General features: G+C 60.5%; 21 protein-coding genes. 7 read left to right on the top strand and 14 right to left on the bottom strand.

The genetic code is table 11. The features are described from left to right. Positions 1–57: 57 nt before the first annotated feature. The 3 genes from aldA to GOB86_RS06550 form a co-directional block, all read right to left on the bottom strand. On the bottom strand, positions 58–1,503 hold the full coding sequence (aldA, locus tag GOB86_RS06560; protein ID WP_165991563.1) for an aldehyde dehydrogenase: 1,446 nt from the start codon (positions 1,501–1,503) through the stop codon (positions 58–60). A 101-nt stretch (positions 1,504–1,604) separates the two neighbouring features. Next, complete coding sequence (locus GOB86_RS06555; RefSeq protein ID WP_165991562.1) at positions 1,605–2,468, bottom strand: LysR family transcriptional regulator; 864 nt, start codon at positions 2,466–2,468, stop codon at positions 1,605–1,607. Positions 2,469–2,481: 13 nt separating this feature from the next. Further along, positions 2,482–3,318, bottom strand: coding sequence for an aldo/keto reductase (locus tag GOB86_RS06550; protein WP_165991561.1), 837 nt, complete (start codon positions 3,316–3,318; stop codon positions 2,482–2,484). Positions 3,319–3,350: 32 nt separating this feature from the next. Here GOB86_RS06550 and GOB86_RS06545 point away from each other — a divergent pair, with 32 nt between their 5' ends. Next, positions 3,351–3,497 (top strand): hypothetical protein, encoded by a 147-nt coding sequence (locus GOB86_RS06545; protein WP_165991560.1) that lies wholly within the window; start codon positions 3,351–3,353, stop codon positions 3,495–3,497. Here the strand turns inward: GOB86_RS06545 and GOB86_RS06540 are convergent. From GOB86_RS06540 to GOB86_RS06505, 8 genes are all read right to left on the bottom strand, one after another. Beyond that, positions 3,494–4,108 (bottom strand): thioredoxin domain-containing protein, encoded by a 615-nt coding sequence (locus GOB86_RS06540; protein WP_242012532.1) that lies wholly within the window; start codon positions 4,106–4,108, stop codon positions 3,494–3,496. The genes GOB86_RS06545 and GOB86_RS06540 overlap by 4 nt on opposite strands. A 33-nt stretch (positions 4,109–4,141) precedes the next feature. Continuing rightward, a complete protein-coding gene (locus GOB86_RS06535) occupies positions 4,142–5,503 on the bottom strand; it encodes an outer membrane beta-barrel protein (protein WP_165991559.1) in 1,362 nt (453 codons plus the stop codon). Between the two features lie 170 nt (positions 5,504–5,673). Continuing rightward, a complete protein-coding gene (locus GOB86_RS06530) occupies positions 5,674–6,171 on the bottom strand; it encodes a c-type cytochrome (protein ID WP_165991558.1) in 498 nt (165 codons plus the stop codon). Positions 6,172–6,173: 2 nt separating this feature from the next. Further along, positions 6,174–6,764: a methylamine dehydrogenase (amicyanin) small subunit gene (gene mauA / locus GOB86_RS06525; RefSeq protein WP_165991557.1), complete on the bottom strand. Its 591-nt coding sequence runs from the start codon at positions 6,762–6,764 to the stop codon at positions 6,174–6,176. Next, positions 6,751–7,356, bottom strand: coding sequence for a redoxin family protein (locus GOB86_RS06520; RefSeq protein ID WP_165991556.1), 606 nt, complete (start codon positions 7,354–7,356; stop codon positions 6,751–6,753). Before GOB86_RS06520 ends, mauA begins: the two co-directional genes overlap by 14 nt. Beyond that, positions 7,353–7,943 (bottom strand): MauE/DoxX family redox-associated membrane protein, encoded by a 591-nt coding sequence (locus GOB86_RS06515; RefSeq protein ID WP_165991555.1) that lies wholly within the window; start codon positions 7,941–7,943, stop codon positions 7,353–7,355. The genes GOB86_RS06520 and GOB86_RS06515 overlap by 4 nt, the downstream gene beginning before the upstream one ends. Then, on the bottom strand, positions 7,940–9,136 hold the full coding sequence (locus GOB86_RS06510; protein WP_165991554.1) for an amine dehydrogenase large subunit: 1,197 nt from the start codon (positions 9,134–9,136) through the stop codon (positions 7,940–7,942). Before GOB86_RS06510 ends, GOB86_RS06515 begins: the two co-directional genes overlap by 4 nt. A 140-nt stretch (positions 9,137–9,276) precedes the next feature. Continuing rightward, positions 9,277–10,164, bottom strand: coding sequence for a LysR family transcriptional regulator (locus GOB86_RS06505; protein WP_165991553.1), 888 nt, complete (start codon positions 10,162–10,164; stop codon positions 9,277–9,279). Positions 10,165–10,225: 61 nt separating this feature from the next. Between GOB86_RS06505 and GOB86_RS06500 the strand changes: the two genes are divergently transcribed. The 4 genes from GOB86_RS06500 to GOB86_RS06485 all read left to right on the top strand — a co-directional run bounded on the left by GOB86_RS06500 (position 10,226) and on the right by GOB86_RS06485 (position 12,968). After that, positions 10,226–10,729, top strand: a complete 504-nt coding sequence (locus GOB86_RS06500) for a PACE efflux transporter (protein WP_242012531.1) — start codon at positions 10,226–10,228, stop codon at positions 10,727–10,729. 159 nt (positions 10,730–10,888) lie between these two features. Next, the gene (locus GOB86_RS06495; protein ID WP_165991552.1) at positions 10,889–11,125 is read left to right on the top strand and encodes a (2Fe-2S)-binding protein; all 237 of its coding nucleotides are present in this window, start codon (positions 10,889–10,891) and stop codon (positions 11,123–11,125) included. Between the two features lie 83 nt (positions 11,126–11,208). Then, positions 11,209–12,171 (top strand): NAD(P)H-dependent glycerol-3-phosphate dehydrogenase, encoded by a 963-nt coding sequence (locus GOB86_RS06490; RefSeq protein ID WP_165991551.1) that lies wholly within the window; start codon positions 11,209–11,211, stop codon positions 12,169–12,171. A gap of 263 nt (positions 12,172–12,434) precedes the next feature. Then, positions 12,435–12,968, top strand: coding sequence for a Dps family protein (locus GOB86_RS06485; protein ID WP_165991550.1), 534 nt, complete (start codon positions 12,435–12,437; stop codon positions 12,966–12,968). Positions 12,969–13,084: 116 nt separating this feature from the next. Here the strand turns inward: GOB86_RS06485 and GOB86_RS06480 are convergent, their stop codons facing one another. After that, on the bottom strand, positions 13,085–14,716 hold the full coding sequence (locus GOB86_RS06480; RefSeq protein WP_165991549.1) for a bifunctional aspartate transaminase/aspartate 4-decarboxylase: 1,632 nt from the start codon (positions 14,714–14,716) through the stop codon (positions 13,085–13,087). A 136-nt stretch (positions 14,717–14,852) separates the two neighbouring features. Continuing rightward, a complete protein-coding gene (locus GOB86_RS06475) occupies positions 14,853–16,064 on the bottom strand; it encodes an AI-2E family transporter (protein ID WP_253543766.1) in 1,212 nt (403 codons plus the stop codon). A 216-nt stretch (positions 16,065–16,280) separates the two neighbouring features. Between GOB86_RS06475 and GOB86_RS06470 the strand changes: the two genes are divergently transcribed. Then, positions 16,281–17,042 carry a TetR/AcrR family transcriptional regulator gene (locus GOB86_RS06470; RefSeq protein WP_165991547.1) on the top strand — a complete coding sequence of 254 codons (762 nt, stop codon included), beginning with the start codon at positions 16,281–16,283 and terminating at the stop codon, positions 17,040–17,042. 45 nt (positions 17,043–17,087) lie between these two features. On the opposite strand, the gene msrB is transcribed toward GOB86_RS06470, so the two are convergent. Further along, positions 17,088–17,495 (bottom strand): peptide-methionine (R)-S-oxide reductase MsrB, encoded by a 408-nt coding sequence (gene msrB / locus GOB86_RS06465; RefSeq protein WP_165991546.1) that lies wholly within the window; start codon positions 17,493–17,495, stop codon positions 17,088–17,090. A gap of 340 nt (positions 17,496–17,835) precedes the next feature. Between msrB and GOB86_RS06460 the strand changes: the two genes are divergently transcribed. Then, positions 17,836–19,290 (top strand): sodium:solute symporter, encoded by a 1,455-nt coding sequence (locus GOB86_RS06460; protein WP_408737332.1) that lies wholly within the window; start codon positions 17,836–17,838, stop codon positions 19,288–19,290. The last annotated feature ends 37 nt before the right edge of the window (positions 19,291–19,327 follow it).

Here is a 19,327-nt window from a genome sequence, read left to right as displayed (position 1 = left end):
GAGCCATAATGCTCCGCAGCCTTTGCTTTTAGCCTGATAACGCGCGCCAAACGCCAATCAGGCATTCAGGTAGATGGTCTTGGTCTGCACGTAGGCTTCCAGCCCGTGCTGCCCGTCCTCCCCACCAAGACCACTGTTTTTGTAACCATGGTGGAAGCCCTGCGGTTCTTCCCCTGCTCCTCGGTTCACGTACACCTCGCCAAATTCCAACTCCCGCGTCATACGCAGCACCCGGGCCAGATCCTTGGTAAACAGGTATGCGGACAGGCCATACTGGCTCTCGTTCGCCAGTCTCAGGGCTTCATCAAAGTCACGCACCTTGAGCAGGGACAAAACCGGGCCAAAAACCTCGTTATGCACAATATCCATGCCGTGGGTCACATTGCTCAGCAGAGTTGGGGCATAGTAGGTGCCGTGGTCATACTGGCCGCCTGTCAACCGGTGGCCACCCAGTTCCAGCTTTGCCCCCTGCGCAATGGCTTTTTGCACCATGGCGTCCACCTTTTCCAACTCCGCCAGACTGACCTTTGGCCCCATGTCCGTGCCCTCCTGCATGGGATCTCCCACTTTGAGCTTTTCCACGCGCGCACGCAGGCTTTTTGCAAACTGATCGTACACCGCCTCATGCACGTAAGTCCGCTCGTTAGCGGTGCAGACCTGCCCGCCGTTAAAAAAGCGCGCACTGACCGCAGCTTCAATCGCTGCCTCAATATCCGCATCGTCCATAACAATAAACGGTGCCTTGCCACCCAGTTCGAGCCGCACTTCCTTCAGGTGTTCAGCCGCCGCCGCCATGATTTTTTTGCCCGCAGGAGTGGAGCCGGTCATGGTAATAAACGGCACATTCGGGTGGGCCACCAACGGCACGCCAACATCGGGGCCATCGCCCGTTACCATGTTCAGCACACCTTCTGGCAAGCCTGCCTCCTGCGCCAGCGCCGCTAGCGCCATTGCAGAGAGTGGGCTTAGCTCATGGGGTTTGACAACAATGGTGTTACCCGCAGCCAGAGCGGGGCCAATTTTGCGCGCGCACAGTGCGAGCGGGAAGTTCCATGCCGTAATAGCCCCCACAACGCCGTGGGGCACACGGTCGATCAGGATTTTTTCGCCCTCACGCTCACCGGGAATAATTTCGCCTTGCAAACGGCGCGTATTTTCCGCGGCAAAGCGCAAAAGCCCCGCGGCAAAATCCACTTCCACCCGTGCCTCCGCAATGGGTTTTCCCATTTCGGACGTAATAATGGTGGCCAGTTTTTCCTTGTCCCGCACAAGAAGGTTTTCAAGTGCGTACAGATAATCCGCCCTGACGGAGGCTGTTTTGGCACTCCACGGCCCAAAGGCCTTGCGGGCAGCGGCCACGGCCTTGTCCACATCCGCAACGCTGCCTTTGGCGGCAGCAGCCACCTCCACCCCATTTGCCGGGTTTTTGATGGTTACGTACTGGCCGGATGCAGGTTTGACCCACTGGCCGTTTATAAACAGATCATGTTTTTTAACAGACATTTCCAATAGTCTCCTTACCGTTCTGGTCATGAGTATTGGGGATGGCGCACCACTTTAAAAGTGATGATATGTGAGCAATAAACTCACAAAAAATGAATTCCCTATTCAGCGCAGCCGCGCAGATGGTCCACAAAGCGTATGAGCAGCGGGGTTGCCCCATCGCGCCGCCACACGCAATAAACCGGGGCTGCGGGCAGGTCTGGCGGGGTCATAACGTGCAGACCCTGTGCTTGGGCGGCTGGTAGCATTACATCGGGGCAACAGCAGACCCCAAGGCCCGCGCGCACGCAGGCAAAAATAACCTGATAGGACTCAATTGTCTGAATCCGCCTTGGCGTAACCCTGTTCTTTTTCATCCAGCTTTCAAACACGCTGCGATAAAAACAATCCGAGTTGAACAAAAGGACATCCGTGCGGGCCCAGTTGATAGCAGCAACAGACGGCACATGGGCCGGTGCGACAAGCCGCAGATGCTCCGTAAAAACCAACCGGCTTTGCAGCAATGGGTGTTCGATCGGCCCGTCGGTCAGGGCCAGATCAAGCTCACGCTCCATTAACATCTGCTCCAGCGTGTAGCTCGCACGTTTGAGCAGGTGCAATTCCACATCCGCGAACGCCTGCATGAAGGAAGGGAGCCGCTGGGGCAAAAAATGGTGTAACGCCACATCCAGCGCCCCCAGCCGGAGCACGCCACGGGGCACGTCGGGTTCAAAAAAATGCTCAAGGGCCGAGGCTTTTTGCACAACCTCATGCGCCTGAGCGTAAAACGCCCGCCCTGCCGGGGTTTCGATCAGCCGTCCCTTTTCCCGCAGGAACAGGGGCTGGCCAACAATCTGCTCCAACTCCCGCAGGCGAGCCGTTACGTTGGAGGCAACACAGTTCAGGCGGCGGGAGGCAGCCACAATCGAGCCTGCCTCCATAACGGCGCAAAAAAACCTGAGCTGTGCGAGCTTGAGGCTATCCATGCCCCAACGGCTCTTAGAACTCCTCGTACGTTGCGGGGTCCTGCCCGAAGGAGCGCCCATCGGGGCGGGCGAGGGTTGCAATATCCTTCATGTCCTGATCCGTCAGTTCAAAGTCGAACACGGACATGTTTTCAAGCTGGCGCTCCCGGTGCGAGGCTTTGGGAATGGGCACGGACCCGACCTGCACATGCCAGCGCAACACCACCTGCGCCGAACTTTTGCCCAGCCGTTTGGCAATGCCCGCGATCAGGTCATCAGACAGAATTTTGCCACCACGACCAATCGGGCTCCAGCCTTCGGTCACAATGCCGTGCTTCTGGTGATAGGCCCGCATATCGTCCTGCGGGAAGTAGGGCGAAAGCTCGATCTGGTTGATGGTGGGCAGCACCCCGGTCTCGGCATTCAGCTTGTCCAGATGCTCGGCCAGAAAATTGCACACGGCAATGGAGCGCACATAACCACGCTTTTGCGCCTCGATCAGGGCCTGCCATGCCTCCACATACAGCCCCTGCTTGGGGTTGGGCCAGTGGATGAAGTACAGGTCGTAATAGTCCAGCCCTGCTCGGTAGAGGGATTCCTCAATACAGGTCAGGGCCTCATCATATTTCTGGTGGCGGCCGGGCAGTTTGGAGGCAATGCTCAACTCCTCGCGCGAGCGTCCGCTTTTGCGCACGGCTTCGCCCACGGCTCCTTCGTTTTCGTAATTAAAGGCGCTATCGAGCGCACGGTAGCCAACGTCCAGCGCGCTCACCATGCCTTGCACGCCCGCTGCGCCGTTCAGTTTGTATGTACCAAAAGCTATAAGTGGAAAGCTCCGGCCATCGTTCAGGGTTAGTTCAGGAATGCTCACGCCTGCGTTCTCCTTGATTATGGATGGACCCTGTGCAGTCCCCCGCACGGATTATTCTCAACGCTTCTGTGTGCATGAAGGTTCCGCCATCCACAAGGCGGGATCAGGCAGGCCGGGTACGCATGGTAAGCTGGCACGCAGCCACAAACAGGGCCACCAACCCGGCCTTGCAGCCTTAAACGGTAGCCCGGCCAGCTTTGCGGGTATGGGTAATATAAGCCTGCACCGTGCCAAACCCGCTCTCCCACGCATTGAGCAGACTTTCCAAGTGTTCACGGTTGTTCACCAGCCCGCGTGCAATCAGTTCGCCCTGCTGGTCCAGCAAAAAGGCGGCGGGGAGTTTGTCCACCTCCAGCGCCCGGCCCAATGCGGGGTCATTGATAAACCGGGCGGGCGGCGTACCCGTCTGCTGTGCAAAATGGGCCTGCACTGCCGGGTTATCATCCCCCGCCAGAACCAGCTCCAATTGCTCCGCCGCGCAAAAGCTGCGGGCAAGAGGGATAATTTTGCGCGAGATCGGGCACGTGGCGGACACAAACAGAAGCAGGCGGGGCATGGCCCCACCGGCTAGCGCCATGCTCTGCCCATCCAGCGTTGCAAACGCACCTGTGGGGCAGGCATCCCCCGGCTGGGGGCCGCGTGCGTTGGTTAACGCACCCACGGGGGCAATTTCCTGAAAAAGCCTGCGCAGCCTTAGCACCATGCGATACGCTACAAAAAACGCCGCACAAAGCAACAGGCTCAGCATACCATTCATGAGAACAAGGGTTTGCAGGCCTGCCTGTGTCATGCTTCCGCCCCCTCGCCCTTCCGGCCTGTGCGATCAGTAAGACCAGATGGCATCGCAACTGAACCAGAACATGTTGTTGGTGCCGTTGTTGGCGTAGTTGACGGTCGGGTCATCCGTGGGAGAAACGCGGTTGAACGGACGGGTGCCGTTGAGCGACTTGTCCAGCCGCACTTCGGGGCGGATGGAAAAGCTGCCGCGTGGCAGTTTGAGGAACTCTGGCCGGTAGGTCACACCCACGGTCAGTTCCCCATAGGTGGTGCCCGGTGCGTAATCGTAGGAGTAGCTGCGCCCGCGCAGTTCGTTCACGTAGGACATGGTGGAGGTATTGTTGTCCACCACGTCGCCGTTATTATCCCGGAAAATTTCGCCTCGTGCATTGAAGGTGAGCCAGGGCGAGAAGTCATGCGAGAAGTAGGTGGTAATGCCGTACACGTCGTCCTGTAGGTAGTCATCGTGGAAGTAGGTGGCATTGAGCGTAATGGAGCTGGTGTCGTTCAGTTTGTATGTCGCCAGAATATCGCCAATATATTCCATTTTCTGGTTGGCTCGGTTGCCAATGTCATACACGCTCTGCTGCGGGCCAAGGTAACCGATTGCCGCCACATCCAGCTTGCCATCCATAAGCCCGCTCAACTGCACGCCAAAATACCCTTTGGGGCGCTTGTTGTTTTTGGCCCCGCCAAACGTGGTGGAGTTGCCTGCGTTCACCCCCATAACCCACGCAACCGTGTCGGTCATGTGCCATGTGGCCAGCACGCCCACGGTTTCGAACGGGACAATGTAATCGGATGAATAGTTGTAGGAATAAAACGGACGTTCCAGCGCATCCGTCCCTTCAAAACCCTGAATACCGTATTGCTGGCCAATCTGGAGGTCTATGCCCCCCTTGCTCAGCCATGGCAGATGCGCATCAATATGGGCCTGTGTGGGAGCCCACTGGTACATGCCCGTCAGGTTGCCATCGCCCATGCCAATGGTCGGGTTAAAGCGCGCATCCGAACCGTACAGCACCTCAAACACAAACCCTATGCCGTAGCCCCCGCCAATATCGGTCGTGGGGTGGGAGAGTGTGCCTGTAATCTGGTTAAGTGTGGCGGTGTTGGCCCGGTCCACGTAGGACTGCGCCCAGTTGCGGCCTGTGTGTGTCCACGGGTTACCGTTAACACCGGCTTCGACCACAAGGTGGCCTTCCAGATCGTCAAACCATGTGTGGTTCTTGGTGGGTTTAAGATTAACCTCTTCCTTGTCCGCCTGTGCTTTTTCCGCCGGGGTTTCTTCCAGCACCAGAGGGCGAGCGGCATCACCGGGGGTTATTTTTTCCTGCGCCAGAGCGGGCAGCGCCGCCAGTTGCATGGTCAGCCACATGCCTACAGGCAAAGGACGGCGAAGAAACATTCGTTTTTAGCTCCACAAATCAGAACGAAAAGGTCCGGCAAAGCGGGTGAATAGAGTTTGTGCTTGGTACAGGCTGGATGAGGACTGATCAAAAGTCATTTTAAGTTTTCATGTCATCTGGCACTCTTGCCGTCCGTGCTGTGGCCTACGGGCCACAGCACCCGTAACGCTCAGCCCTTGCCCGGTCTGTGCGCGCAGGCCGCAAGCGAGCGCTCCAGCACATGTGCGCGCAACGCCATAAAGTCCGGGCCAGAGAGCGGATGTGCCCGCCACGTATGCACCTCGGCCGCCGTATAGGGCTTAAAGTCCGGCGGTGTGCTGGTTCCACCTAACGTGATCAGCACAAAGTTCATAACATCCGCGAGTGTCTGGTCATCCCGGATGAGGGACATGGACACACCGGGCACACGCACCAGATAGGACCGCCCTTCCTGCGTGCAGGCAAAGCTGCCCACACTATTGCGCAGCATGGGCACAAAGGTCGGGCCGGATATGCCCTCTATCCCGTGGCACCCACCACAGTGCGAAACATAAACCGACTGTGTGTGGCTTAAAGTTGTCGCACCTACCACGGCATCTGGCACCGCATGGGCACGCACGGCACCAGCCATAAGAGCCAGCACCGTAACGCAGGCAGGCAGAACACAACGCAACAACGCTGCGCGCATGATCAGGAGGCTTTCCCGATCACGGCTGCGGTGGAGCAGTTATACATTTCCGACGTGCCGGTGCCAAAGCACCAGATAATGTCGTTATTGGCCATGGGGCGGTAGGAAGGCTGGTCGCCATCCGTGCCAAGGCAGGTCACCTCGTTACACGAATCCTGACCACAGCAGTCACGGTAGGCAATCATGTAGGAATTGCCATCCTGCGGGTTGTAGCAGCTCCCGATCCACGATGTGGGGGACGGTGCCGTACCCGGCGGGCAGCTATGCACACCACCACCACAGGAGGTGCAAAGATTGCCGTCAATGGCGCAGTAACGCCAGTAATCGCACGCATTGGGGTCCTTGACCTGCGCCTTGGCCCCAAACGGCGTTGGGGCTTTGGATGCAACCTTGCCCGCGGCAGACGTTGCGGCCGAAGCACGGCTGACCGGCAGCAGGGGGAACAGCGGCACAGCCGCCGCAAGCCCACCCAGACGGGCCACCACACCACGGCGGGACGTGCGGCCTGCAAAATGGCGCAGCACGGATTCAGTCAGACGGTCGAACAGGGACACGCCCTGTTCCGTTTTTTGAGTGTGTTCAGAAGGCAACATGCGCATTCGCTCCTGTATCGGCTGGCGCTGCGGGGTGGGTGGAGGCCACGCCGTCCAGCACCCCTTCAATCTGCCGGCGGGTATTAACAAGTTTTTTGGCCAGTATGGTGCCGCGCTCATCAAGCAGCACCACGGATGGCATACGATTGATCTGAAGGACCAGAGCCAGTTCAACCCCGGTCACAAGGGGCACGCCCTGCATTTCTGGTCGGGCCTGCTGCATGGCTTTCAGTTCGGGCTCGGGACCGTCCCCCACAAACACAAGGTCCAGCCCGCGTTCGGCAGCAATCTGGCGCGCAATGGGGGAAACCCGTTTGCACACAGGGCACTCCGCCGCCACAAACAGCAAAAGCTGCCTGCGGCCTGCGGGAAGCACATCCCCCACGGTAAAGGGCGCGCCATCAAGCGTGTGCAGGATCAGACGCGGAACAACCTGCCCCACATCCAGACCGGGCTTGACCTCCTGATCCCCCAGTGGGGCAAGCCGTTCGTGCAGCACACCAATCTGGCGGGCCAGTGCGACCAGCACCACGGCAAGCACCAGCACCAGCAGCACAAGAACCGCCTGCCACACGTAAAGCAGAACGATCATGCTCCGTGCTCCTGCCCTGCCGAACCGGGCACCTGCACCGGCGGGAGCACCTGCATGGCCTGCCACAACAGGTACACGCACACACCCCCCACAACACCCTGCCCCCAGACCAGAGGCAGAACCCCATGCCCGAACGCAAGGCCCACATACGGCACAAGAGCAACCCCGGCACAGGCCAGCGTACGCAGCACTACCGCCCATGAAAGCTTTTGACCGGCAACACCGGGCGTGCAACCACAGGACAGGTCCGTGCGCCCACGCAGCACGTTCATGCCCATGGCGCAAGCAAACACGACCAGCAAAGTTGCCGCCGCAATGCTACCAGCAGACGCCCCGATACCTGAAAACAGCAGGATAGCTACGCCAGTTTCGGACAGGGCAAGCGCCCATGCCGCACTTTCGTAAGACCAGTCCGGTAGCAGACGGTATGCGGCCAATGTGCCCAAAAACGTGTCATGCGCACGCAGTTTGGCAACACCGGCGACCAGAAACAGCGCACCCACGCCACCAGCACACAAAGCCGCAACCAGTTGCCCTGCCTCAGCGCACCATACAGGCACCACGGAGACTGACGCCTGAAGGCTCATCCTTCACCCGGCGCAACCGTGAAAATTAAAGACGTGCCAAGCCCTTTCATGGTCCGCAACAGCTTGCCGGTGCGGGCGTCGGAGATAAAGAAGTTCCCTTCCTCATCCGCCGTAAACATCAAAGGAGCCGCATCCTGCGTGATGCCAACCATGGTGCTGGCGACCTTGAGCGGCATGCGGCGGATCCGCTTGTGCGTGTCCGTGTTGTACACCCATACCTCGGTCCCTGCATCCTTATGGGTCCAGAAGGTGCCACGGTGCATGAGCACGTACAGTTCGTGTGCCTCTTTGTGCAGGGCGGACATCTGCCACCCACCCGGACGCCATGTGACCTCAAACGGTGCGGTGGCATCGGATGCGGGTTTAAGCCCGGCCCCTTCCTGCAAGGACCATGCAGGTTGCACAACACTATTGGCGGACAGGGTGGTTGGGTAAACCTTGCCGCTATAGCTGATAAAATACGTTGCGCCGTCTTTGGCCACACTGGGGCTTTGTTCAAAAATACCGTCTTTATCGGGCTCAAAGAACGCAGTGCTGTGGGTTACACTGGCTTTGCCATCGGCCTCGATGCTGACATTGCTCAGCGTACCATCACCACACAGGGAAGAAAAACCGGCATTGCCCCAGGCGTAGGCCAGTGCGCAACCGGGGATTTCCACCGTATGGGTAACCTTGTGTTCCTTTGTGTCCACCACTTCCACCGCATTGGCGGGGCTCATCTGGTACACATAGACCCGTGCGCCATCGGCACTGATGGCCAGATTGTTGCGCTTGGGCGTAACCAGCGCGCGCGAGGGCAGTTTTTCGTCCGCCGTGAGCTTGAGCGTCTGGGCATCGTATTCGGCCAGCAGGTCATTGCGCGCGCCACGATTGCCGCGCTCCCATGTGGTTTCCCCCACATAAAAGTGGCTGGCGTCGGGGGTGAGCACCACGTTGGGGTTGTAGGCGGCCTGCACCATGCCCAGCAGAACGCCACGGTCGGCGTCCACCACATCCACACGGCCATCCTTGTTATGGGTGTAAACCGCGTCTTCCACCAAAATGGTGTGGGGGCTGTAGGGCTTTAGGGTGACCACGTCGCTCTGCTCGGTTTGCAGGACGGGTTCGGCGGCCTGAACGGTGGCTGCTGAAAAAAAGGCCGCACTGCCAAGAAGCAGGCCAAGCCATGATTTGCGGGGGCTAAGAACGGACATGCAGACCTGTTTTTTCTCTCGTTTCCATCAGGATTTTCGTATCATAGCCGTTACTGTTGCCTTTTCAACACAAAATTAAAGACACATGTCGGGAACCCGACACAACTGCGGATCGGTCGGCCGAAGCTCCCCCCTCCAGTCTAGAAATTCCCTTCTTTTTTGAAGAATCGTTGCAAAAGCCACCGCGCAGCAACCCCGTGCGAACCCTTGGCGTGCCAGACCACCGCAAGAGGCACCAGACGGTCCCCGGCATCAAATTGTTGCTCAAGTGCAACTATATCGGGCGCTGCGGGGGAGGCCGCCAGAACATGGTCGGACACAAAGGCCCAGCCTATGCCGTGGCGCACCAGTTCCAGAATGACCCAGTGGCTTTCCACCCACCAGACCTCCCCCGCCACGCGCAGGTAATGCCGCTCACGCTCGCGCCCACGCGCAGCCACCAGAATCTGGCGGTGGCGTTTAAGGTCCTCCCACGCCACGGGGCCACCTTGTGCGAGCGGGTGGTTGCGCCCGCACACCAGTTTGAGCGGCACCCGCCCAATGGTGCGGAACGCAAGCTCGGGCGGCATGCGGTGCTGCTGCCACATAACGCCAAGCTGGGCCGCGCCATCACGCACAAGCTGGCCCACATCCTCCATGAGCGGGAACAGGATTTCCATTTCCACATGAGGGAAGGCCTGTGCGAACTCGGCAAAAACCGGGCCAAGGGCGTGTTCTGGGTATAGTTCGTCTATGGCGACAACCAGTTTGTTCTCCACCCCGCTTTCCAGCGAGCGGGCAACGCCTATCAGATGTTCGCGCCGGTCCAGCACCACGCGGGCCTCACGCAGCAGGCGTTCGCCATCCACGCTCAGCACCGGGGTGCGCCCCGTGCGCACGAACAGGACCACCCCAAGGTCCACCTCCAGATTGGCCACATGCGTGCTTATGGCCGACTGCGCCCGCCCCAGCGCGCGGGCCGCAGCAGAAAAAGACCCGGCATCCACCGTGGCCACAAAGGCTTCAAGCTGTTCGAGAGAAACGTTCATCCATCTGTTTTTCTGATAGGTTCCATCTTTTCTTTACTATCAGGCGCGATAGATTGCCGCCATGTCAACTTACTCCTCCACCCACCCCACGGCCCTGAGCACGGCAGGGCAACCCGCAACGCAAGCCGCCCCACCTGCGGTGCCCATGCGCTCGGGCATGGACCGCCTGCGCCATGTTCTGTTGTTTGAGGCCTTTGCGCTGGCCATTACCATTCCCTCTGGCAGCGCCCTGTTTGGCCTGCACGAATCCGCCATGGGCGTTATTGGCATTGGCAGCGCCATAACCGCCATGGTGTGGAACTACCTGTACAACATTGCCTTTGACCGGGTGATGGGCCGCCTTTACCACACCACGCGCAAGACCATGCGGGTGCGCGTGGTGCATACTCTGGTGTTCGAGGCAGGGTTGCAGCTCGCACTTGTGCCGGGCATTGCGCTGTACACCCATGCCTCCATGGTTGCCACACTGCCGCTCTCGCTCTCGCTCGCCCTGTTTTATCTGGCCTACGCCTTTTTGTTCAACATGGCTTACGACCGGCTCTTCCCCCTCCCCCACCGGGGTTGACCCCACGCGCGACCGTGGAACTGGGGGCCGAGCCCCTTCCCCCGATCACTTTTTGGAGGCGTCCAGCACACGATATGCGCAATATGCGCAGAAAGTATTGCGACTAATTCTCATTTATGGTTGAGTAGGATCAGACTCGCAATCTTGAGGTGCAAAGTAATGGTTGTCTGCTCCTGCAACCTACTGACTCATAAAGACGTTGAAGCCGCCGTGGCCGATGGCGCAAACCACCCGCGTGAGATTTATGCCGCGCGTGGATGCAAGGCCCAGTGCGGCAACTGCGTTAAAGGCGTTGTGTGCCTGCTGCGTGAAGCCAAGCTAAGGCACATCCAGCAGGCTGAACTGGCCGCCCATGCGGCACGCCAGCAGGGTGTGGCTCTGGCAGCCTCCGCCTGAATACCAGCACGCCCGACCAACACCTGCCACCCCCACCTTTCCCACGCTTGCGCAGGAGCCGGGCTTCTGGCACCGATGCGGATATGAGCGATCCTGTTTTTGTATTGGGCGGGGGGGCATGGGGCACTGCACTGGCCCTGCACGCCACGCGCACCGGAGTGCCGGTGTACCTGTGGGCGCGCAACGCGCAGACCCTACCCAACGGGGCCATGCCGCGCCTGCCGGACTACCCGCTCCCCCCCACCATTCACCCCTGCTCCACACTGCCACAGGTTGCACCACGCTGTGTTCTGGTGGCGGTGCCCACGCAGTATCTGGCCTCCGTCCTGCCCATGCTGCCCGCAGGCGTTGCCGCCATACTGTGCTGCAAGGGCATAGAGCGCAAAACATTGGCTTTTCCGCTGGATATTCTGGCGCGCGAACGCCCCGATGTGCCCGGTGCCGTGCTGTGCGGCCCCAACTTTGCGCGTGAAATTGCCGCGGGCCTGCCCGCTGCCGCTGTGCTGGCCGCCCCCGATGCCGCGCGGGCACAAAGCCTGAGCAGCCTGCTGTCCACCCCCCTGTTCCGCCTTTATGCCAGTACGGACTGTGTGGGGGTGCAACTGGGGGCTGCCGCCAAGAATGTTATTGCCGTGGCCTCCGGCGTGACCATTGGCGCAGGTCTGGGCGAGAACGCCCGCGCTGCCCTGATTACCCGTGGGCTGGCCGAAATAACCCGGCTGGCCATTGCCCTTGGCGGGCAGGCCGCAACACTGGCAGGCCTTGCGGGGTTGGGGGATCTGCTGCTGACCTGCACCGGAGCCTCCTCTCGCAATTATCAGATGGGTCTGGCACTGGGGCAGGGCATGACCACCCACACAGCACTGAACAGCCTGCCCGGCGTGGCCGAAGGGGTTACAACGGCTGCCGCTCTGCAAGCCCTTGCCCGCGCACATGGGGTGGAAACCCCCATTACCGACTGCATTGCCGCCTTTATGGAAGGGCAGATCACGTTGGCCCAGGCCACACACAGCCTGCTCAGCCGCCCGCTTAAAAGCGAGGTGTAACCAACCCACCACCCCGAACACTCCGTGCTCCGTGCTCCGTGCTCCGTGCTCCGTGCTCCGTGCTCCGTGCAGCACCTACGCACAGGCCGGGGGCAAGGCAAAAGTCTGGCGGGGTGGGGTTACGGGTTTGTCACGTTTATGTGAGAGCCGGAGTCTTTGCCCATGCGGGGTTGCATCTGCGCACGCGCTTTCCACGTTGAGTGTAGCGGCGGAGGAACTCCTCGGTCCGCAGACTGACATTTATTGGAAAGGCTGGCATTCCCATGACCAAACCCAATGCTTCGGAACTCCACATCAAGGAATATCTTGGCACCCCCACAGACCTGAAGGCCGACAAGGTCAAGGCTGTTGCGGCTGGTCTGGCCGAGGTTCTGGCCGATGTGTTCGCCCTGTACATCAAAACCAAGAACTTCCACTGGCATATGAGTGGCCGCCACTTCCGTGACTACCACCTGCTGCTGGACGAGCAGAGCCAGCAGATTTTTGCCATGACCGATCCCATGGCCGAGCGTGCGCGCAAAATTGGCGGCACAACACTCCACTCCATTGGGGAGATCGGCCGCAAGACCGCCATTTTGGATAATGACGCGCTCTACGTGACCCCCGAGGACATGCTGGCCGAACTGCGTGAGGACAACCTGACCCTGACCAGACGCCTGCGCGCGGTGCATGACCTGTGTGATGATGCGCACGACGTAGCCACCGCCAGCCTGCTGGAAAACTGGATTGACGAAACAGAGCGCCGCACATGGTTCCTGTTTGAAAGCACGCGTCCGGTCTTTGGCAAAAACGACTGACACGTCTCCCCCTCAAGTGGCCCCAAGGTGGGGCAGAGGGGGCATAACTGGCGGGTTGGAGCAGGGTTATGCCCTGCCCCGGTCCATGCCGCTCCGGCTTACTCCGCCCTTGGCCCCTAATGCGCCAAGGGGGCGGGGGCTTCGGCCTTAACCCCTTTTTCCGTGCAGTAACGGGCGTAATATTCATCTGCCATGCGCCGCAGGGCCGTGCCTATGGCTGCGTACTGGTGCTCGTTCAGATTGGCGAGCGAGGCGCGGGCCGAAGGGCGTTTGACGGCAAACCCATCTCCGGGCAGCAGTACAACGCCCGTTTCCTCCGCAATGCGGAACAGGATGGTCTGGTAATCCACCTTGGTCATCAGCCAGCGTGCAAAGCGACGGCCATAAAGCTGGGTCACCACGTTGGACAGGTCGATCAGCGTGTAATAGTGGGTGCTGCCCTCATCATCGGGCGCATTAACGCCAAGGTCGCGGTACAGGGCCAGTTCGCGCCGGTGCAGCAGGCGTTTGAGCGCGGATTTATAGGCATCGCGCCCATCCATAAGGGCAAAGAGCGCGAACAGCACCATCTGCACCTGCTGGGGGGTGGACAGGCCCGCTGTGTGGTTAAGGGCTACGGTGCGACTGTCAGCTACCAGCCGGTCAATAAACTTAAGGCCGCGCACATCGGGGGTCAGGGAGGCGTAACGCTTGTCCAGTTCCTGCTTTTCGGCCTCGGGCAGAGCGGCTAGCGCACGGTCCAGCACGTTGTTCTGGTGCATGGCCACAGCCCCAAGCCGCCAGCCGGTCGAGCCAAAATACTTGGAGAACGAATAGACCAGCACCGTATTGTGCGGGCAAATGGCGTAAATGGAGCGGAAGTCATCGGCAAAGGTGCCGTACACATCATCGGTCACAATAATCAGGTCGGGGCGTTTTTTTACAATTTCGGCAATCCGGGCCAGCCCCGCATCGCTCATGCGCACCGATGGCGGGTTGCTGGGATTGACCACCAGAAAAATCTTGACCGAGGGGTCAAGCAGCTTGTCCAGCTCCTCTGGCGGGTACTGCCACCCGGCCTCGGGGTCCGCGTTAATGGCCACTTCGCGCAACTGGTAGTCCCGCAGTTCGGGAATTTCCACGTAAGGGGTAAAGACCGGCATGCCAATGGCGGCCTTATCCCCCGGGCGGATCAGCCCGTTCTGGCGCAGGGAGGCAAAAATATAGCTGATGGCCGCAGTCCCCCCTTCCAGCGCAAACAGGTCTGTTGTGCTTTCGGGCATGGTCCCGCCTGCCATTTCGTGCAGCAGGTAGTGGCGGACTACTTTTTCCGCATAACGCAGCATGCGCGGGGGCGTTGGGTAGTCACACCCCAGAATACCCGCTGTTGCTTCCAGCAAAAAGGCATCGGCGGGCAGGCCCATCTGGTCACGCACATAGGACAAAGCACGGCGCAGGAACGCAACGCCGGGCACATTTTTGTTGGCAACCAGAAAAGCCTCGAACCGTGCCTCTATACCCTCACGCCGGGGCACGCCGCCCACGCCCTCCGCCATGCAGGAGAATGTGAGGGCGGAATCGGCTGCGGCAAACATACCAAGCTGAAAAAAGCCCTGCCGGGGTAGTGTTGCCAAAAAGTTGGGGTTGCCCCGCCCTGCGTCCAGCATGGCCCGCTGCGCCCGCCCCGAGGCCAGCCGGATCAGTTGATCCTTGAGTTCAAACGGGCTGAGGTGCCGGTATTTTTGAAAATCGTCGGCTGGGCTGGACATCCCGTGCTTCCTTCAAGCGGATATTCTTGTTGTGTGGAATGTGCATGCACACAAGCGGGAAAACCACCCCCAAAAACGCAGATCGTGCCTGTTTTGTCCTGTTTTTTACCTTTTTATGCTAAAATATAGAGTTGGGTCAGACCTGTTCGTCCTCTGGCAGCGGGGTGGTCAGGTGGTCTATGACCGCCAGCAGCACAGCGGTAATGGGCGAGGCAAAGGCAAAGCCCCACATACCCAGAAAAGCGCCAAAAATGGTCTGGGACAAAATGGTCAGGGCTGGCGGCATGCTAACCGCCCGTTTTTGAATGAAGGGGGACATGACATACCCCTCAAACGCCTGAATAAAGGCATACAGCCCCGCCACCATAAGAGCCTCACGCGGGCTGATGGATAACGCGATCAGCAAGGCAGGCACCGCCCCGATAAACGTGCCCAGATAGGGAATAAAATTGGCCGTGCCCGCAACCAGCCCCAGCGGAAAAGCCAGCGGCATGCCCAGCAGGGACAGACCAACCCACGTGAGCACACCCACCACGGTCATATCCAGCAACTGCCCCGCAACCCAGGCGGACAGCACATGCGCCGTGGTTCGGATCAACTCACGCGCGGTGCCACGGTAGCGGGTGGGCACAAGCCGCAGCAGACCATTGGCATACAGGTGGGGGGAAAGCGCAAAATACACCCCCGCGATCACAATAACCACCAGAGTGCCCGCAGACCCGAAGGTGGACGTCAGCACGTTGGTCATGGACCCGGCAAAGTCCATGCTCCCCCCGGCCCCTTCCGAGCCAAGGGGGCCGGATGTCTGGTTGCCGCCAAAAAAGCGGGGCATGTGGTTGAGCACGGAATGCCCAACCGGATTTTTGTCCAGTGCGGCATGCAGCGCATCACGCTCATGGGTCAGGGCGGCATACAGGTGGGAAAGCTGGGTCACCAGTTCGGGGCCGGACACATGCACCACAACCGACACACCGCCAACAAGGGCAGCAAGGAACAGCACCACCGCCACCCATTGCCGCACGGGCAGCACCCGGCAGATCAGCCGCGCAGCACCATGCAGGACCACCGCAACAAGGGCTGCGGCAAACACGACCATAACCACCGCCCCACCGGCGTAAATGAACAGCCCCACACACAACGCCGCCACCACGGCCACGGCAAGCTGGTAAAAGCGCCGCAGAATACGCTCCAGCTTTTGCACGCCATACGCCAGAACAGCGATCTGCTCCGCGCTGGCCGTAATCCCGGCATCCGGGCCTTGGGGGGGGGCAAGCCCCGCGCGCGCACTGCTCTGGTCCGCCGGTTCGGACCTATGAGCGTCTTTGCTCTCAAACGTCTGCTGTTCCACTGGGGTTATTTCCTGACATGATCGCGCACCACATGGTATGTGTGTTTTGTGTGTGGCGGAAAAGGGCCGCCGCAACACCCCCTTTTTCTTGCAACACATTCTTGCGCTGCACGGAAAGACCTCGAAATAAAAACACGACACGGGTATAAAACGGCCACATTGCAGATGTGTTACCATACCCCCACCCAACACCTGCTAACACAAAGCGGATAATCGTTGTCTAAGCCCCCTGCCCCCCGTTCACCCAAAGGGTACCTGAGCAAGGCCCTTACCTTTGCCGCCCGTCCCCTGGACATGGCAAACCCCTGCCTGCAGGGGCGTAAGCGGCGCTGTGGACGGCCCACAACCGATGTGACGGAAGATCTGGACCAGTATCTGCTGGAAATAGCGGCGGGCCTGTTTGTGCAGCATGGCTACGCGGGCACCTCCATCGACCAGATCGCCCGCAAGGCCTGTGCGAGCAAACAGACAATCTACCGGCGTTATTCCTCCAAGGAGGCGCTGTTCATTGCGGTTGTGACCAATCTGACCGGCTCCGTTCTGCGGGCTATGGAACAGACCCCCCTGACCAACCCGCTGGAGGAGCTGCGCCACATCAGCCGCCTGATGCTGGACCTGACCCTACGGCCCGATGCGCTGGGCACCTACCGGATTCTCATAGCGGACGGCCACCGCCACCCCTCCTTGCAACAACAGGCGGTAGCGGCCATTGGGCAGCCTTTTCACAACAACTTTGTCCGTCTGCTCAAGGCAGCGGAGCAGAAGGGGCAGATCAACCCCGGCCACGCAACGGACACAACCGCCCGCCTGCTGACCGGTATGGTAACCGGCTGGCCAATGGAAGACAGCCTGTTCGGCCTTGACCCGCTCAAGACCGAGGAAGAGCGCGAAGCGTTTTTTAGCAAGGCGTGGTCTTTTTTCCTTACCGCCGTGGGGGGCGGGCAAACGGCCGACGTTGCGCAGGACGTGCAGGCCTGAGCGCAAAAGCGGTTCGGCGGCCCCACCATTCGGGGCGTGGAGCGTTCAGGTGTTGTCTGGCGCGTCGGGCCTGAAGTCCAGCGCAAGGCCGTTCATGCAGTAACGCAACCCCGTGGGCGGTGGCCCATCGTTAAAAACATGGCCCAGATGGCCCTCGCACTGCGCGCAGTGGGCCTCCTGCCTTACCATGCCGTGGCTTGTGTCCCGCCGGGTGGCAACTCCGCCGGGCTCCGCCGCCCAGAAGGATGGCCACCCGCTCCCGCTCTCATACTTGGTGGTCGAGCGGAACAGCAGCGTGCCGCACGCAGCACAATGGTATGCGCCTTGCCGTTTTTCATCATTCAGTGGGCTGGAACCGGGGTATTCCGTACCGTGGCCGAGCAGGATCTGCTCCTGCTCGGGGGTCAGGGGGGCGCGGAGGCCACACCCGCCAGACGTGCAACTGCTGGTCATAACGGTTCCTTTACAGGCATGGGTCGGTCACGGGCACCAGCCAGTCCGCCCATGCCGGGGTAACTGTTCCACGGCAGGTTACCGCCTGCGCCCCCCCCCGCGCCAAGCCCTCTGTTTTTCACACCCGGGCGAGGGTGCTTGCCACAAACCACACCAGCGGGCGGACAGAGCAGATAGAGGGTTGATACCCCCGCACGCTGTTCCTAAAGTTTGTACCCCGCCATGCCCGCCGCCAGCACTCCATGAGGCATGGCCCGCCCTGTATAATCCCCCCGGCTGGCCTACACGGCCTGCCCTTTGCCCCCTCTGTGCCGTCACACGGCATGAACAGGACCACACCATGAGCCCTACCGACCTGCTGGTCATGCTGGCCTATCTGGCGGCCATGCCGGTTGTGGCCCTTGTGCTGGCAGGCCGTCAGTCCTCCCCCACAGCCTATCTGGAAGGGCACAAGGACCTGCCGTGGTGGGCGCTGTGCCTCTCGCTCGTGGCAACGGAAACCTCCACCCTGACCGTGATCAGCGTGCCGGGCATTGCCTATGGGTCGGGCATGGTTTTTGTGGGGCTTGCTCTGGGCTACCTTGTGGGCCGCGCCATTGTGGCATGGTGGTTCCTGCCCCTGTACCAGCAGGGCCATATGCTGAGCGCGTATGACTGGCTTGGCCAGCGCTTTGGGGCTCCCATGCAACGGCTGGCATCGGCCACGTTCCTGATCACCCGCCTGCTGGCCGAGGCCGTGCGCCTGTTTGCGGGTATGCTGCCCCTTGCCACCATGCTGGCGGTCCTGCATGTGCGCATTCCCCAGCCCCTGCTGCTGGGAGCCATTATGCTGCTGACCCTGTTTTACACCCTATGCGGTGGCCTACGCGCCGTGGTCTGGTCGGATAGCATTCAGTTCGGCCTGTACCTGTTTGGAGCCACGGCCTGCGCGGCCCTGTTGTGGCATGGCGCACCTGCCGGCACATGGCACACACTGCAACAGGCAGGGCGGCTCCACCTGTTTGCCCATAACGCCTTTGTGCTAAACAGCCCCTTTACCCCCCTTGCCGCCATTGGCGGGGGGGCTTTGCTCTCCGTCGCATCCCACGGGACCGACCAGCTTATGGTCCAGCGCATGCTGGCCGCGCGTAGCCTGCGTGATGCACGACTGGCCCTTATGGGCAGCGCCCTTGGAGTGGGCTTACTGTTTGCCCTGCTCAGCCTGACCGGTGTTCTGCTCTGGGTGCGTAACGGGGGGCAAACGCTCGCTCAGGCTGGTTTTGCCAGCCCGGATGCCATTTTCCCCACCTATATCGTGCATGACCTGCCACCGGGCCTGCGCGGGCTTATGCTGGCGGGTATTCTGGCCGCCACCATGGGTTCGCTCTCGGCAACACTTTCGGCCATGACAGCGGCCAGCATGGGCGATTTTGCGCCCCTGTGCGCACGCGCCGCCCGTGCCATGCGCTGCTCCGCACTGGGCTTTGCCCGGCTGGTAACCGTGGCATGGGCCTGCGCGCTGGTGGCCTGTGCCGGGCTGTTTGCCCATTCCAGCCAATCCGCCATTATGTTAGGCCTGTCCATTGCCGCATGCGGGTATGGCCCCATGCTGGGTACGTTTGTTGCAGGCATGGCCATGCCCCGCGCCACGGCCCGCACGCTGGCCCCCGCCTTTGCGCTGAGCGTGCCCCTTATGGTGTGGGCCATGCTTGGCCCTGCACCCCAACGGGCATGCTCTGGCCTTTCCATGGCTGATCGTGCTGGGCATGGTTGCCCTGTTCGGACTGGCGGGGTTGTTCCATATCATGCACCTTAGCCAGAACCCCCTGCCCACCCGTAACCGGAGGCCAAGA

This window comes from Acetobacter lambici (assembly GCF_011516885.1).
In the GTDB taxonomy this organism is placed as follows: Bacteria; Pseudomonadota; Alphaproteobacteria; order Acetobacterales; family Acetobacteraceae; genus Acetobacter; species Acetobacter lambici.
This window is presented reverse-complemented; position numbering and strand designations above follow the sequence as displayed.

Bases quoted from the DNA above. Each gene is read 5' to 3' on its own strand.
- aldA (WP_165991563.1), bottom strand. From the start codon at position 1,503: ATGTCTGTTAAAAAACATGATCTGTTTATAAACGGCCAGTGGGTCAAA.
- GOB86_RS06530 (WP_165991558.1), bottom strand. From the start codon at position 6,171: ATGCGCGCAGCGTTGTTGCGTTGTGTTCTGCCTGCCTGCGTTACGGTG.
- GOB86_RS06540 (WP_242012532.1), bottom strand. From the start codon at position 4,108: ATGACACAGGCAGGCCTGCAAACCCTTGTTCTCATGAATGGTATGCTG.
- GOB86_RS06500 (WP_242012531.1), top strand. From the start codon at position 10,226: ATGTCAACTTACTCCTCCACCCACCCCACGGCCCTGAGCACGGCAGGG.
- GOB86_RS06515 (WP_165991555.1), bottom strand. From the start codon at position 7,943: ATGAGCCTTCAGGCGTCAGTCTCCGTGGTGCCTGTATGGTGCGCTGAG.
- GOB86_RS06485 (WP_165991550.1), top strand. From the start codon at position 12,435: ATGACCAAACCCAATGCTTCGGAACTCCACATCAAGGAATATCTTGGC.
- GOB86_RS06520 (WP_165991556.1), bottom strand. From the start codon at position 7,356: ATGATCGTTCTGCTTTACGTGTGGCAGGCGGTTCTTGTGCTGCTGGTG.
- GOB86_RS06495 (WP_165991552.1), top strand. From the start codon at position 10,889: ATGGTTGTCTGCTCCTGCAACCTACTGACTCATAAAGACGTTGAAGCC.
- msrB (WP_165991546.1), bottom strand. From the start codon at position 17,495: ATGACCAGCAGTTGCACGTCTGGCGGGTGTGGCCTCCGCGCCCCCCTG.
- GOB86_RS06555 (WP_165991562.1), bottom strand. From the start codon at position 2,468: ATGGATAGCCTCAAGCTCGCACAGCTCAGGTTTTTTTGCGCCGTTATG.
- GOB86_RS06480 (WP_165991549.1), bottom strand. From the start codon at position 14,716: ATGTCCAGCCCAGCCGACGATTTTCAAAAATACCGGCACCTCAGCCCG.
- GOB86_RS06510 (WP_165991554.1), bottom strand. From the start codon at position 9,136: ATGTCCGTTCTTAGCCCCCGCAAATCATGGCTTGGCCTGCTTCTTGGC.
- GOB86_RS06460 (WP_408737332.1), top strand. From the start codon at position 17,836: ATGAGCCCTACCGACCTGCTGGTCATGCTGGCCTATCTGGCGGCCATG.
- mauA (WP_165991557.1), bottom strand. From the start codon at position 6,764: ATGTTGCCTTCTGAACACACTCAAAAAACGGAACAGGGCGTGTCCCTG.
- GOB86_RS06490 (WP_165991551.1), top strand. From the start codon at position 11,209: ATGAGCGATCCTGTTTTTGTATTGGGCGGGGGGGCATGGGGCACTGCA.
- GOB86_RS06505 (WP_165991553.1), bottom strand. From the start codon at position 10,164: ATGAACGTTTCTCTCGAACAGCTTGAAGCCTTTGTGGCCACGGTGGAT.
- GOB86_RS06535 (WP_165991559.1), bottom strand. From the start codon at position 5,503: ATGTTTCTTCGCCGTCCTTTGCCTGTAGGCATGTGGCTGACCATGCAA.